Origin of the sequence: Aeromicrobium sp. UBA7512, assembly GCF_002476985.1 — a bacterium.
GTDB lineage: Bacteria > Actinomycetota > Actinomycetes > Propionibacteriales > Nocardioidaceae > Aeromicrobium > Aeromicrobium phoceense.
In genome coordinates this window covers 133138-145673 of record NZ_DLNK01000005.1, presented here as the reverse complement: position 1 = coordinate 145673, position 12536 = coordinate 133138, and the positions used below count along the sequence as shown (strand labels likewise).

Sequence of the window (12536 nt, the reverse complement as noted above, 5' to 3'; positions counted from 1 at the left end):
GCGTCGGCTCCTGGTCCATCCGGCCACAGTCGCCTCCCCCACTCCCCGTCGTGGGCGGCGCGGGGAGCGACGAAGGAGCGGACCGCGTCGCCCTATTGGCTGGGTGATCCGCTGGTCAGAATCTCCACAACCTTCACCGCGTTCTGACCCAGGGCGTGCAGGGCCACCTGTCCCTTGGCTTCGGTTGCCAACGAGGGCCTGCCGATGATGCCAGTGGTGGTGTAGGCGTCCATGCCGACGGTGAGCAGGTGGCGGCGGTCGGCGGCGGTCTGGTCGGCGTCGGTCCAGGCTTCTTGCCAGCCATCGCCTAGGTACTCGGGCCAAGCGGCGAGCAGGATCGAGGCTTCGAGCTCGCCGGCGTGCATGTCCTCGTGCGCCGTCGTGGTCATGCCTGAGGCCGCGCGCGCTTCGTCCCAGTCGACGCGGTTGGGGTAGAGCGCCATCGACCGCGGGCGCACGGCGTTGGCCTGCTGGACCACATTCGACAGGACGTAGTTGCCGCCATGGCCGTTGACCACGATCAGGTGCTCGATCCCCTGACCTCGGAGCGAGGCAGCGACGTCGGCGACGATCGCCGCCAGTGTGGTGGCGCTGATGCTGAGTGTCCCCGGGAAGGCGGCGTGCTCGTGGGAGCAGCCGATCGTCACGGGCGGAAGTTGTCGTACCGGTACGACCTCGGCGATCGCGTTGCTGATCGCCACGGCGACCAGCGTGTCCGTTGCGAGCGGAAGGTGCGGGCCGTGCTGCTCGAAGGCACCCACCGGAAGGACTGCCACACTCGGCTCGATGACGGCGGCGTCCGCGGTCGCGGTCGCGGGTAGGACGTGGTGTTCAGCCATCGCTGCTGCCTCCTTGAAGTGCGTCCTTGACCCGGCCGCGGAGTTGGTTCAACGGTAGTGCCGGCTGCCGGCGGGATCGGTCTCGCAGAAGGTTCCCGAGCTGCTCAAGCTCGTGCCGGGCCCTGGCGGACGGAGTTGCTCGCCAGGCGGCGACGGCGTCCTCGACGTACTCGAGCGCGGTGCCGTAGTCGCCGGTCGCCGCGAGTGCACGCACGAGACGTAGCTGGGCGATCCCGTGGTCGCGCTGTTGGCCGTCTGGCCAGTGCGGCAGGTGCCCGATCAGCTGGTCTGCTGCCTCATCGGCTCGATTGAGTCTGATCATGCCGGGCGTGATCTCGGAGAGGACGTAGCCGCGGGTGGCGTAGGCAGCGAGGTCGTCGGTCGTCCTGTCCGCCTCAGCGAGGTCGAGCGCGTACGCGACGTGCTCGTTGAACGCACGCTCCTCCCCTGCAGCCAAGGCTGCGAGCGCCTGCTGGCGGCCGATGGCAGCGTGCAGCCGGCCAGTTGGGAGATGCTCGGCGAGCTGCGCCGCGACCTCGGCGCATTCCACGGCGGTCCTCGGATCGGACACCGTGACGATGTTCGACCGACGCATGATCACCATCGCCTTGAAGGCAGGGTCGGCGTGGTTCACGACGTTCAGGTGGCCCAGCGCCTCGTCGGTGAGCGTCAGCGCCAGCCTGGTGTCACCACTGTCCTGGGCGATCCAGCCGAACAACTCGGCAACCGAGGCCGCTGCGCGGTGCATTTCGTGTCGGAGCTTGGCCGGTGTGACAGCGAGGAGTTGGTTGACGATCTGGAGATCGGCGTACGCCTGCTGCTGGACATGCAACGGGCCGAAGATGTGCTCGTTCTCGGCGTGGAGTGCGCGTTGCCGGAGGAGGATTTGCACGGTGGCCTCGGTGACGTGCGTCGAGGCGAGCATCGGGTTGGGCAACGCGCGAGGCGCGGACGGGCCGAAGAGGCGATCGTGCGGGATCTGCAGGGCGGCGGCTATGAGGTGCCGCCATTGATCACCCGGCTGGTGGTCACCGCTCTCAAAGCCGATCAGCTGGCGCCGTACCGACTCGTGCTGGATCTCGCGAAAACCGCGACGCCGGCGTACCGCCTCGAAGCGGCTGGCCCTCCAGCTTGCCCATGTTGAGGACCTGCTGGACCCGCCAAGCGTCACGGTTGTAGTGGAAACTGAAGAACGCCGACTTGGCCATGGGGATGGCCTCCCTCCTCGTTGGTGAGCCGTGTTGTGCAGCCCCGAGGCTGGTGTAACGAGCGTAGGGCGAGGCCCCGACACATTCAGGCCGTTGTTGTGCGTGGAGGTCGAGCGTCCGAGTCGATGGGCCGAGCTCGGCCCAGCGATCGGTCGGCACGAGACCAACACCCGACAACGCCAAGTGACAGCAGGACTTGACAGGGGTGTTATGTTTTTCGACTTTGCATATTTCGGTCAGCACACCGTTGGCCGACGTACCCAAGGAGATGAGCATGGCGAAGGGATCCCGGTCGGCGGGCGGTCGCAGCACCGCCTCGTCCCGAGGTTCCTCGCGCACGTCCGCCGGATCATCCGCGACCCGATCCTCCAACTCGTGGATGTGGTCTCAGCCGGCGACGGCTAGGCAGATCGCTGTCCTGAAGTCGACCGGCAACTTCGACGGCAAGTACTACAGCAAGGGCCGAGCCGGGCAGACCATCGGCGAGTCGGTCCGACGCGGCACCGGCAGCCAGAGCAAGGCTGCCAACTCAAGTAGCACCACGTTCCACCCCCTCATTGACGAAGTGCTTGAACACATGACCGCGCAGCGAATGCCTGCGCACACCGCCTCGACCACCGAGGCCATGTCGGCCACCACGTCGTGCGTGGCCGAAGACCCAAACATCGTCCTTGAGGAAGGAACCACCATGTCCGAGCTCACCGTGCACCGCTCTCCCGCGGTCGCCACCATCACCTCTGTCGTAGCTACGCCCGTCGCCTCGGTCGGCGCTACTCCGTTCGCCTACGTCCCGGAGCTCGTCACCACCCTGCTCCAGCCCCTCGTTGAGTCGACCGACCCAGCGCAGATCCGTGCGCTTGAGAAGGCGCTGACGATCGCGAAGGGGACGCTGGCGAAGTCGCTGACCCGCGCACGCAACGAGCTGATCGGGATCCTCCGCGGCGCACCGTCCGGCGTGATCGCTTCTCCCGAGGCTCGCGCTGACGAGATCTTGTGGAGCGCCTGCTCGGCAGACCTGGAGCAGGAACTACTTGTCGCCACCCGCACCCGTCGGGGACGTACGCATCCGTCGAAGGTGATCGACGAGATGCTTGCCCAGGTTCGGCACCGCGTCGAGCTCGCGATGATCGAGGCGACCGACATGGTCGAGACCGCCAAGATCCAGGCCGCGCTCCCGCCTGCGCCCGCACGCGGGTACGAGCCGTGCTGGGGTGAGGTCACGGGCGTCAAGCCGTTCGGGGCCTTCATCCTGCTGCCGTCTGGAGAGTCGGGCCTGCTCCACGTCTCGGAGATGCACCCTCTCAACAACGGTCGCCGCCTCGCCAACGCCACGCTCGTCGCCAATGTCGGCCAGTCGGTCTACGTCAAGGTGACCAGCAAGAATGAGAAGGGCCAGCTCAACTTCGCCCTGGTGAGCGAGGCCTGATCATGCTCACGTTGCTGCTGCAATCGCTTCTCGCCGACGTCATGAGTAACAGCGTGGCTCCTGCCGTCAGCCGCGTCGTACTCAAAGTCGTGCCGTCCGCCCCACCTGCCGCCGTGCACGAGGCGGTCGAACGCCTCTTCCGCCCCGCGGCGTGGAACTTCTCCGAGGGAAGTCAGCAGGCATGGCGCGCCGCCCTGTCCGCCCCGGCGAAGGAGGCCGGTCAATGAGCGGCGTACCCGACCTCGCCTTGCTCTCGCTCACACTGACGGTGGGCGTCGTCTGGATGATTCTCATGCTGCTGACCGTCCGGAACGTCGTTGCCCTGCGACGCCGTTCACTCGAGGGCCGGAGCCAGGCGGCCGCCCAGGTCACACACCTGCTTGAGGAGCAACGCTCCCGAATGCGCCACCTCGTCGCCGTCATCGGCAGGGACGATCTTCACTCCGCGCTCGTGCAAGCCGAGGCGGATCGAGATCGGGTGACCTATTCGCCCGAGGCTCGGGCCGACATGGCCCAGCACAACATCACTGCCGAGCACATCGAGGCCGTGATCGCCTATCCGTCCAAGCGGCGGCGCAGTCCAAAAGACTTCGCCATCGAGCTGTTCCGGGACATCGGCAGCCGCACCCTCCTCGTCGTGGTCGCAGACCCGGCTCCCGGCTTCGGCCCGCCCTACGTCAAGAGCGTCGCCTGGCAGGAACCATCGCGTCTCGGCCGCCTGACCCGAGGCGTCGGCCGTTCGCTCCGATTGCACCGCAGCCGATCGATCGACTGAATAGCATTCGCACAAACCCAAAGGAGCACTCCATGCCCGACTCGACCCGCACCTCCGGGGGCGAGCGCCCGATCCCGCCCGAGTGGGTCAGCCTCGACCGCGAGGCGATGAAGGCTCGGCAGGAGGAGACTGTACGTCGCATGCGCGAGGCTGGCGAACGCTGGCGCGAGGAGCAGAAGCGCAGCGAGGAGCAGCTCCAGGCATTCCTCGATCGACACGCCGACGACCCTCGCCCTGCGGGCGGCGCAACCGAACCGCGAGAGCCGAAGCAGCGCCTTCGCCCGCAGCCACTCATCGAGCGTCTCCACGTGGAGAACTTGAAGTCGCTGGCAGGCCGTCACGAGATCCCGCTCGCGCCACTCACCTTGGTCTACGGACCAAACTCCGCCGGAAAGTCGACGGCACTCAAGGCACTGCAACTGTTCATGCATGCCGTCGACACCGGCAGGTCCGACGCCCTGAATCTCTGGCGTCGAGCGTTTCCGGACGTTCGCCCTGACAGCGTGGTCACCTGGGAGCGCCAGCCTGAGGACACCCCATTCTCTCAGACGAGGACGCTCGTGCTCGGAGTCGACTACCGCCTCCCACGCTCCGGCGACCTCGCCCGGGCCGAGCTTGGATTCCAGAGCTCCGACATCGGTCCATGGCAGTCGTCGACCATCGGCCTGGCAGGCGACCCAGCCCAGGCCCGCAAGGAGTTCTTCCTGAACTTCGAGGATGCCGACCCAATCGATCGTGGCGACTTCGGCAACATCGGACCCCGGTGGGAGGTCAGTGAGTGGTCCGGCGGTGAGCGCTCGGAGCCAATGAAGCGGGACGTCGACCACCTGCTGTTTGGGGATGCCGACGTCCACCTCCAGCGAACTCTGTTCCGACTGGCCGGTCAGCTCACGCACTTCGGGCCGCACCGGGGCAACCCTGCAGAGAAATACTCCCCGGTTGACCTCGCGGACATCGCTGGCCCGGACCACTGGGGAATCGCCGGCGCCCCACGATGGGGCGTAGCAGGATTCGAGGGATACGAGGTCCTCAACCAACTCTTGGAACAGCTGGAGATCCCCCACTCATTCGAGCCAGCCTTCACATCCGACCAGGGCGGAGTCCGTGTATCCGACTGGATATTGGCCGACCGACGGTCCGGAGCGCCTGTTCCACTGTCGGAGGTCGGATACGGGGTCAGCCAGCTGCTGCCCGTGATCGACGCGTGTGCGCATGCGACGCAACGCGTGATCTCCATCGAGGAGCCCGAGCTCCATTTGCACCCGCGCCTTCAGGCGAAGTTGGCGAACCTGTTTGCCTTCTCCGTCCTACGCCGCGGAAACCAGGTGGTTGTGGAGACACACTCCGAGAGCCTCCTCTTGCGGGCCCGCCGCTTGGTCCGTGCCGGACAGCTCCTGCCGGACGAGGTCGCGGTCCTGTATGTCGACAACACGCCCGACGACGGCGTCACCGTTCGCAGACTTCGCCTCGGCGCACAAGGTGAGCTCCTTGATCCGTGGCCCACCGGGTTCTTCGATGACACCTTGGCTGACATCCTCGGGGTTACGCGGTGATCCGCCATCCAGGGCTGCTGGCCAGGGTAGGTGTTGATGCAAGCGCCCTTCTCGATTTCCAAGACTCCTCGCGAGCGTCACTGAATGCACAGCGTGCGATGGCTACAAGTCTCGAAAGCCTTGGCCTTCTGGAGGCCCGCAACAACGACGACCTCGTCGAACTTTTCGACGCCATCACCAATCTGAGCTCGGATACCCAAACCCTGTGGGTGAAGACCCTGACGGCATTGGACGGGGTGAATCGAATCCGCCGAGGCAACGGCACGGAAACGTCCCGGGAGGTCGCCCTCAAGACGCCGCTTCCACTCGATCTCAGCAGCGACGTCGACGTGCTCGTCGTCAGTGATGTCTCCGGACATGCACAGGGCGTCCCTGAAAGCCCGGGGTTCGTCTGTCGGAACGACGGGCCAGAACTGGCCTACCTCGACTCGTTCGCGCATTGTGCGACCGCCAACACCGTTCGCGGACTTCGCGACCGCGGCAACTTTGCGCAGGGCTCTTCGAGGGACGAGATCTGGGATGCGGTTCTTCGACCCCTCGCCCAGATCTCGGACGAGGCGACGCTCTTGGATCGCTACTTCCTCACGAAGGCGTCTGGCGACCATGCCAAGTGGCTCGTCCGTAGCCTGGATGGCGCTCTTCGCGATGGGGCACACCTACGCATCCTCGGCGAATGGGATCCCTCCTGGTCGGAGCAACAGGCCCTCGAGGTTGCCCATCAACGGGTCGCACCGCACATCGGTTCCGGACGAATCGGTTCTGCGGAGGTCATCCTCGCGGCCGCCTGGGATCGAAACGGTGCCCAGTCTCGGCGTGCAAAGAACACGCCGTACGGGCCACACAATCGGCATCTTCGCTTTAGCTGTGGATTGGCAGTCACATCAGCGGAGGGGTTCGATCGCCTGCGGCAGCGAACCGTCGAGGGCATCGACGGCTTCACCTGGGGACTTGCGTCATCAGCCGACCGGCTCGGAGACCTCGGCCGTAGTGAGGATGTCGTCGCGTCTCAGCCGAAGCGCGTCTTGGTTCACCTACCGTGAGCACTGGCCGACGATACGAAATCTTGATACGAATTCGTCCGGAACGCGCGTCCAACGACGACCAGCGGCAGACCTGAACGGCCTGAATCACGCTCGAATCAAGCGTGAACCGGCCCGATCGAGTCCGACCTGAGCGCAACCCCGACCACGTGGCACCAGTGGCAGGCGGCGTAGCCCACGCTCAGCAGAATCGGCCGGTCGAGGCGCTCGGCCTCCGCCAGTGCCTCGGGGCTCCACTCCCACCAGTCGACGGGGTTGTCGGCATGCTGCAGCAGGTACGGCGACTGGGACTGAGCGAGTCGATTGGCCATTTCGTCACGCTACCGGGGCGGGCGACAGATCACATGCCGACGTAATGGCGGTCTGAGGTCGCGCCGCTGGTCGCCGAGTCTTGTGCTCGGCACGAAGCCGTGACTCCCATCAGTCGATGGCGAGGACCTCTTCCTCGAGATTGACGATCAGCAGGTCCGCCGCATCCTCGGGCCCGTCCACCGCGAGTTGCTTGACCTCGTAGTGAAAGTCGGACGTCCGCGCAGGACGACCGGCAGCGCGGTAGTCGGTGAAGAGGACGCGGCCCTCGATGACGTCGGCCGATTCGGACACGACGACCACGTCCTCGATCGTGAGGACCGGGCCGTTGTCATCCGTGCGCTGCACACCGACCAACAGGTCGCGCAGTGTCCTGAACTCAGAGATGAGATCCCGCTTGGCCATCATTTCCTCTTCTCCTGGTAGGCGGTGATGACACCACGCATGAGTCTCGTTCCGCCGATGTTCTTCGTCTGAACGACGACCTTGAACCGGTACACCGGGTCGCAGTTGGTGAAGTACTTCGTGCGGTAGATGAACGTCGTCCCCTCGCGCTTGATCGACGCTGGACTTTCGAGCGTTGCACCGATCATGCCCCGAAACCAGACGTTGTATCGTCCTCGAGCTTCAAGGTGTCGCACCCCGAAGCCCTTGTTCTCCTCATGGTTGTGGAAGCCACAGCGAAGCGGGACCTTCCCGGCTTTCGTCGGGTAGTACCTCTTGATCGAGTTCAGCGAGCGGTCCCCGCACGCACCGGCCGCTTCGGCCGGCGAAGGGCTGACAAGGCCCAAGAACATCTCCGCGACGAAGGTGACGACCAGCCCGACCGGACAACGTGTGTCCCTGTTGCCCACGCGACTACCAAGCATGTGAATCCCCCGATTCGACCGGCGAGCGCAGGAGTCGCTCGCTCGGACGACAGCCTCCCGACGTCGCGGTGCCACGACAACCCACGTGCAGGCTGGCTGTGGAAAACAGCCAGCACGAGCCGGTTGGCCACGCCGCGGCTACCGCGGCAAGCGGTAGAGCACGTGCCGGCGCAGGTGGCTGTCGACCGGCAGCGCCGGGTGGTCGAAGTCGTCGGCCTCGTCGCGCGTCATGCCGAGGCGCTCCATCACCGCTCGCGAGCGCAAGTTGCCGGCGGCAGTGAACGAGACGATCTCGACCAGCCCCAGCATCTCGAAGCCGTGGCGCACGGCGGCCGTGGCGGCCTCGGTGGCCCAGCCGTGGCCCCAGGCCCAGCGGGCGAAGCGCCAGCCCACCTCGACCGGGGGCGTGCCGCGCAGCAGCGAACGGACATCCGGCGGCACGGGGTTCAGCCCGGCGATACCGGCGAAGCGGCCGTCGGGCGCCTCCACTACCCACAGACCCCAACCCTGGTGCGCCATGCGCGTCTCGATGCGGTCGGCGAGGGCGTCGCTGCCCGCGCGGTCGAGCGTGGACGGGAAGTGCTCCATGACCTCGGGGTCGGCGTTGAGCTCGGCGAACGGCTCACGGTCGGCGGGCGTCCACGGGCGCAGTGTCAGGCGCTCAGTCGTCAGCTCGGTCACGGAGCCCCCGCTCAGTCGGCCAGCGCGGGCGGCCAGACGACGGTGAACCTCTCGAAGACGGTCGGCAGCGCGTCGAAGTCGGTCACGTGCGGCAGTCGGCGGCGGAAATAGCCGCGGTGGGCGTCGAGCCACCAGTCGCGGGTGCGGTCGCCCTCGCCCTCGTCCCAGGCGAACGCGTCGTCCACGGAGTCGAGCCGGCCGATGCGGATCTCGGTGGTGCGGATGACGGCCACGGCCTCGCCTCGACCGTCGAGCAGCACCCAGTGCGCGCCGTCCGGGGGCACGCCCTCCTCGACGGGTCCGGCGGTGGCGCGCTTCGTCCCGTCCAGCACCAGCTGCCCGAGGCGATCGGCCATCTCGGGGGTGTCGCCGAACGGCTCGACCTCCGGACTCTCGCCGGCGAACTCGGGGTGCGCCTCGACGAACTCGTGCCAGAGGCGGGGCAGGTCGGTCACGGCGCCGGCGGATCGTCCTCGGGACGGCGGGCGTCGGTGTCCTCGCCCTCCCACGGCTCGCGCGCCTTCCGCGCCATCTTGGTGAACGACCACAGCAGCAGGCCGATCACGATGAACAGCCCGAGCGTGTAGAGGCCGGCCAGCCAGCCGATCGACTGGTTGCCCTTGGGGTCGATCTCCTGGGTGGCGAGCACCGCGAGATCCAGCATGGTCACCGGATCAGCCTAGTCCTGCTCGTGACCGCACCACTGGTCGGCCGGGATCGCCGCACGGACCTGGTCGACGTGCTCGCCGCATCCTCGCCACGTCGTCTTGCCGCACTGCCTGCACGGGACCGGAGAGCACATGGGCTCGCATCCTCACTGTCGAAAACTGTTGTCACCACGCAGCGTAGGCGATTCCGGCAACCACGCGGCCACCGCGGCGGGGTGTGTGGCGCGCGCCGGTGGGTACCTGCGAGGCATGAGTACCAACACCCGACTCGTCGAGACCACGCCCGAGCGCGTCTGGGAGGTCCTCTCGGACGGCTGGCTCTACCCGCTCTGGGTCGTCGGCGCCTCACGCATGCGCGACGTCGACAGCCACTGGCCCCAGGTCGGCGCGAAGCTGCACCACTCGGTGGGCGTCTGGCCGGCCCTCATCGACGACAGCACCAGCGTGATCGAGGCCGACCCCGGTCGCCGGATCAAGCTGCACGCCCGCGGCTGGCCCGCCGGAGCGGCCGAGGTGGTCATCACCCTCTCGCCGCAGGGCGCCGGCACGCTCGTCACGATCGAGGAGGAGCCGGTCAGCGGCCCGGCCACGCTGATCCCGCAGCCGGTGCGCGGCCTGTCCCTGCGCTGGCGCAACTCCGAGTCGCTGCGGCGTCTCGCGTTCATCGCCGAGCGGCGCGAGCTGCCGACTTCATGACCCCTCGCGTCTCCCTCGTCACCGGGGCGTCGAGCGGGATCGGGCTGGCCGTGGTCCGCCGCCTGGCCGCGCGCGGCGACCACCTGACCCTCGTGGCCCGCGGCGTTGAGGCGCTGGAGCGGACCGCCGAGGAGGCGCGGGCCGCGGGCGCCGCCTCGGTGCACATCGCGCCGACGGACGTCGGGGACGACGACGCGGTCGCGGAGTGCGTGCGCGGGACGCTGGCCCGGCACGGACGGATCGACGACGTGGTGTGCAGCGCCGGCGTGGTCTCCTACGGCCGCACCGAGGAGGTCCCGCCCGAGGTGTTCGAGGGCGTCCTGCGCACCAACGTCCTCGGCGTCGTGAACGTCGTCCGCCACGTGCTGCCGCCGATGCGCGCCCGCGGCTTGGGCTCCATCGTCGTGGTGAGCTCGGTCGTGGGGCACCTGACCGTCCCCACGATGACCCCCTACGTCATGAGCAAGTGGGCCGTACGGGCCCTGTGCCGCCAGCTGCAGGTCGAGAACCGCGACGTCGGCGTCAGCGTCTCGTGCGTCTCCCCCGGCGGCGTGGACACGCCGATCTACCCCCACGCCGCGAACTACACGGGGAACGCGGGGACGCCGCCGCCTCCGGTGCTGTCGCCCGACGCCGTCGCCCGTGTGATCGTGCGACGCCTCGAGCGCCCACGGCGCAACACGCAGGTCCCGATGCTGAACCACGTCCTGCGGCTCGGCTTCGTCGCCACACCGCGCGTCTACGATCGACTCATCGGTCCGCTCTTCGCCCGGCTGGCGACCGACGCCGACCGCACCGTCCGGGCCACGGCAGGCAACGTCCTGTCCTCGCTGCAGAAGGTGGACCACCGATGAGCACCCACGACGCGATCGTCATCGGCGCCGGGCCGAACGGCCTGGTTGCCGCGAACCACCTCGTCGACGCCGGCTGGTCGGTGCTGGTCCTGGAGGAGCAGGACACGGTCGGCGGCGCGGTGCGCAGCGCGGAGGACGTCCACCCGGGCTTCGTCCACGACACCTTCAGCACCTTCTATCCCCTGGCGGCGGCGTCGCGGACGATCCAGGGTTTCCACCTCGAGGAGCACGGGCTGGTCTGGCGCCACGCGCCTGCGGTGCTGGGTCACCCCTCCACCGACGGCAGCTGGGCCCTGCTGCACCGCGACCGCGCGATCACCGCAGCCCTCATGGAGCAGCAGCAGCCCGGCGACGGCGACGCATGGCTCGAGCTGTGCGCCGCGTGGGACACGATCGGCGACGCGCTCATCACGTCGCTGCTGACCCCGTTCCCGCCCTTGCGCGGAGGGCTGAGCACGGCCGCCAAGCTGCCACGGGTCGGCGGCATGGACTTCGTCAAGACGCTGCTGAGCCCCGTGATCGACCTGGCCGACACCCGCTTCCGCGGCCCCTCCCCCGCGCTCCTGCTGGCCGGCAACGCCGGACACGCCGACATCCCGCTGGACGCCCCCGGGTCCGGGCTGATGGGCCTGATGATGACGATGCTGGGCCAGACCGTGGGGTTCCCCGTCCCCGAGGGCGGCGCCGGGATGCTGACGCAGGCGATGGCGCGCCGGCTCGAGTCGCTGGGCGGACGCATCGAGACGTCGACCCGCGTCGCCCACATCGACGTCGCCGGCGGCCGGGCCACCGGGGTGCGCACGGCCGACGGGGAGCACCACACCGCGACCCGCGCCGTGATCGCCGACGTGATCGTCACTCAGCTCTACGGTGACCTCCTCGACCCCGCCGACGTGCCCGCCCGCGTGAACCGGCGGATCAAGGACTTCCGGCTCGACCCCGGCACGGTCAAGGTCGACTGGGCCCTCGACGGGCCGATCCCCTGGGCCACGCCGCCCCTCTACGCACCGGGCACCTTCCATGTCGCCGACTCGCGCTTTGAGATGAACCAGGCGCTCCAGCAGGTCCACGCCGGGCGCGTGCCGGCGCACCCGTTCCTGCTGGCCGGCCAGATGACCACGACCGATCCCACGCGCTCGCCGGCGGGCACCGAGTCGGTCTGGGCCTACACGCACGTGCCCCAGAGGACCGTGGCCGACGCGGGCGACGGGTCGATCCGCGGCACGTGGGACCACGACGACGTCGAGCGGTTCGCCGACCGCATGCAGGCCCGGATCGAGGCGCTGGCGCCCGGCTTCGGGTCGCGCATCATGACGCGCCGCGTGCTGGGTCCGCGCGAGCTCGAGGCGCGCGACGCGAACCTCGTCGGCGGGGCGATCAACGGCGGCACGGCCCAGCTGCACCAGCAGCTGGTCTTCCGGCCCACCCCCGGCCTGGGCCGCGCCGAGACGCCGATCGGCGGGCTCTACCTCGGCTCCGCATCAGCCCACCCAGGCGGCGGCGTGCACGGCGCTCCCGGCATGAACGCGGCGCGCGCCGCGCTGGCCCATGCCCGCATCGGCACGGTGCTCGATCCCGTGCGCGGCCTCGCGCGTCGCACCCTGGGTCGCTGAGCGGG

17 protein-coding genes are annotated in these 12536 nt (G+C 68.3%); 8 read left to right on the top strand and 9 right to left on the bottom strand.

Features of this window, described 5'->3' with window-relative positions; genetic code table 11:
• Window positions 1–92 precede the first annotated feature (92 nt).
• Both B2363_RS07060 and B2363_RS07055 read right to left on the bottom strand, forming a co-directional pair.
• On the bottom strand, window positions 93–839 hold the full coding sequence (locus B2363_RS07060) for a creatininase family protein (RefSeq protein ID WP_286929396.1): 747 nt from the start codon (window positions 837–839) through the stop codon (window positions 93–95).
• Complete coding sequence (locus B2363_RS07055) at window positions 832–2010, bottom strand: hypothetical protein (protein ID WP_286929395.1); 1179 nt, start codon at window positions 2008–2010, stop codon at window positions 832–834. The genes B2363_RS07060 and B2363_RS07055 overlap by 8 nt, the downstream gene beginning before the upstream one ends.
• 242 nt (window positions 2011–2252) lie before the next feature.
• On the opposite strand from B2363_RS07055, the gene B2363_RS07050 reads away from it, so the two are divergent.
• The 5 genes from B2363_RS07050 to B2363_RS07030 are packed head-to-tail and all read left to right on the top strand — an operon-like array spanning window position 2253 to window position 6841.
• The gene (locus B2363_RS07050) at window positions 2253–3473 is read left to right on the top strand and encodes a S1 RNA-binding domain-containing protein (protein WP_286929394.1); all 1221 of its coding nucleotides are present in this window, start codon (window positions 2253–2255) and stop codon (window positions 3471–3473) included.
• Between the two features lie 2 nt (window positions 3474–3475).
• The gene (locus B2363_RS07045; protein WP_286929392.1) at window positions 3476–3700 is read left to right on the top strand and encodes a hypothetical protein; all 225 of its coding nucleotides are present in this window, start codon (window positions 3476–3478) and stop codon (window positions 3698–3700) included.
• Window positions 3697–4248, top strand: a complete 552-nt coding sequence (locus tag B2363_RS07040) for a hypothetical protein (RefSeq protein WP_286929390.1) — start codon at window positions 3697–3699, stop codon at window positions 4246–4248. Before B2363_RS07045 ends, B2363_RS07040 begins: the two co-directional genes overlap by 4 nt.
• Before the next feature lie 32 nt (window positions 4249–4280).
• Window positions 4281–5801, top strand: a complete 1521-nt coding sequence (locus B2363_RS07035; protein ID WP_286929389.1) for an AAA family ATPase — start codon at window positions 4281–4283, stop codon at window positions 5799–5801.
• Window positions 5798–6841 (top strand): hypothetical protein, encoded by a 1044-nt coding sequence (locus B2363_RS07030; RefSeq protein WP_286929387.1) that lies wholly within the window; start codon window positions 5798–5800, stop codon window positions 6839–6841. Before B2363_RS07035 ends, B2363_RS07030 begins: the two co-directional genes overlap by 4 nt.
• 98 nt (window positions 6842–6939) lie before the next feature.
• Here the strand turns inward: B2363_RS07030 and B2363_RS07025 are convergent, their stop codons facing one another.
• The 7 genes from B2363_RS07025 to B2363_RS06995 all read right to left on the bottom strand — a co-directional run bounded on the left by B2363_RS07025 (window position 6940) and on the right by B2363_RS06995 (window position 9502).
• Window positions 6940–7152 (bottom strand): DUF255 domain-containing protein, encoded by a 213-nt coding sequence (locus tag B2363_RS07025; protein WP_286929386.1) that lies wholly within the window; start codon window positions 7150–7152, stop codon window positions 6940–6942.
• A gap of 109 nt (window positions 7153–7261) precedes the next feature.
• Window positions 7262–7555 (bottom strand): hypothetical protein, encoded by a 294-nt coding sequence (locus B2363_RS07020; protein WP_286929384.1) that lies wholly within the window; start codon window positions 7553–7555, stop codon window positions 7262–7264.
• The gene (locus tag B2363_RS07015; RefSeq protein ID WP_286929382.1) at window positions 7555–8004 is read right to left on the bottom strand and encodes a hypothetical protein; all 450 of its coding nucleotides are present in this window, start codon (window positions 8002–8004) and stop codon (window positions 7555–7557) included. Before B2363_RS07015 ends, B2363_RS07020 begins: the two co-directional genes overlap by 1 nt.
• 153 nt (window positions 8005–8157) lie before the next feature.
• On the bottom strand, window positions 8158–8700 hold the full coding sequence (locus B2363_RS07010) for a GNAT family N-acetyltransferase (RefSeq protein ID WP_286929381.1): 543 nt from the start codon (window positions 8698–8700) through the stop codon (window positions 8158–8160).
• Window positions 8701–8711: 11 nt separating this feature from the next.
• A complete protein-coding gene (locus B2363_RS07005; RefSeq protein WP_286929380.1) occupies window positions 8712–9155 on the bottom strand; it encodes an ASCH domain-containing protein in 444 nt (147 codons plus the stop codon).
• A complete protein-coding gene (locus tag B2363_RS07000) occupies window positions 9152–9370 on the bottom strand; it encodes a hypothetical protein (RefSeq protein WP_181754847.1) in 219 nt (72 codons plus the stop codon). The genes B2363_RS07005 and B2363_RS07000 overlap by 4 nt, the downstream gene beginning before the upstream one ends.
• Window positions 9371–9379: 9 nt before the next feature.
• Window positions 9380–9502: a hypothetical protein gene (locus tag B2363_RS06995; RefSeq protein ID WP_269456870.1), complete on the bottom strand. Its 123-nt coding sequence runs from the start codon at window positions 9500–9502 to the stop codon at window positions 9380–9382.
• A 115-nt stretch (window positions 9503–9617) separates the two neighbouring features.
• Between B2363_RS06995 and B2363_RS06990 the strand changes: the two genes are divergently transcribed.
• From B2363_RS06990 to B2363_RS06980, 3 genes are read left to right on the top strand one after another with little or no spacing between them, the layout of a single operon-like run.
• Complete coding sequence (locus B2363_RS06990; protein WP_286929378.1) at window positions 9618–10064, top strand: SRPBCC family protein; 447 nt, start codon at window positions 9618–9620, stop codon at window positions 10062–10064.
• Window positions 10061–10918 carry an SDR family NAD(P)-dependent oxidoreductase gene (locus B2363_RS06985; protein ID WP_181754843.1) on the top strand — a complete coding sequence of 286 codons (858 nt, stop codon included), beginning with the start codon at window positions 10061–10063 and terminating at the stop codon, window positions 10916–10918. Before B2363_RS06990 ends, B2363_RS06985 begins: the two co-directional genes overlap by 4 nt.
• Window positions 10915–12531, top strand: a complete 1617-nt coding sequence (locus B2363_RS06980) for a phytoene desaturase family protein (RefSeq protein WP_286929377.1) — start codon at window positions 10915–10917, stop codon at window positions 12529–12531. Before B2363_RS06985 ends, B2363_RS06980 begins: the two co-directional genes overlap by 4 nt.
• The last annotated feature ends 5 nt before the right edge of the window (window positions 12532–12536 follow it).

Bases quoted from the DNA above. Each gene is read 5' to 3' on its own strand.
- B2363_RS06985 (WP_181754843.1), top strand. From the start codon at position 10,061: ATGACCCCTCGCGTCTCCCTCGTCACCGGGGCGTCGAGCGGGATCGGG.
- B2363_RS06980 (WP_286929377.1), top strand. From the start codon at position 10,915: ATGAGCACCCACGACGCGATCGTCATCGGCGCCGGGCCGAACGGCCTG.
- B2363_RS07025 (WP_286929386.1), bottom strand. From the start codon at position 7,152: ATGGCCAATCGACTCGCTCAGTCCCAGTCGCCGTACCTGCTGCAGCAT.
- B2363_RS07060 (WP_286929396.1), bottom strand. From the start codon at position 839: ATGGCTGAACACCACGTCCTACCCGCGACCGCGACCGCGGACGCCGCC.
- B2363_RS06995 (WP_269456870.1), bottom strand. From the start codon at position 9,502: ATGTGCTCTCCGGTCCCGTGCAGGCAGTGCGGCAAGACGACGTGGCGA.
- B2363_RS06990 (WP_286929378.1), top strand. From the start codon at position 9,618: ATGAGTACCAACACCCGACTCGTCGAGACCACGCCCGAGCGCGTCTGG.
- B2363_RS07045 (WP_286929392.1), top strand. From the start codon at position 3,476: ATGCTCACGTTGCTGCTGCAATCGCTTCTCGCCGACGTCATGAGTAAC.
- B2363_RS07020 (WP_286929384.1), bottom strand. From the start codon at position 7,555: ATGGCCAAGCGGGATCTCATCTCTGAGTTCAGGACACTGCGCGACCTG.
- B2363_RS07040 (WP_286929390.1), top strand. From the start codon at position 3,697: ATGAGCGGCGTACCCGACCTCGCCTTGCTCTCGCTCACACTGACGGTG.
- B2363_RS07035 (WP_286929389.1), top strand. From the start codon at position 4,281: ATGCCCGACTCGACCCGCACCTCCGGGGGCGAGCGCCCGATCCCGCCC.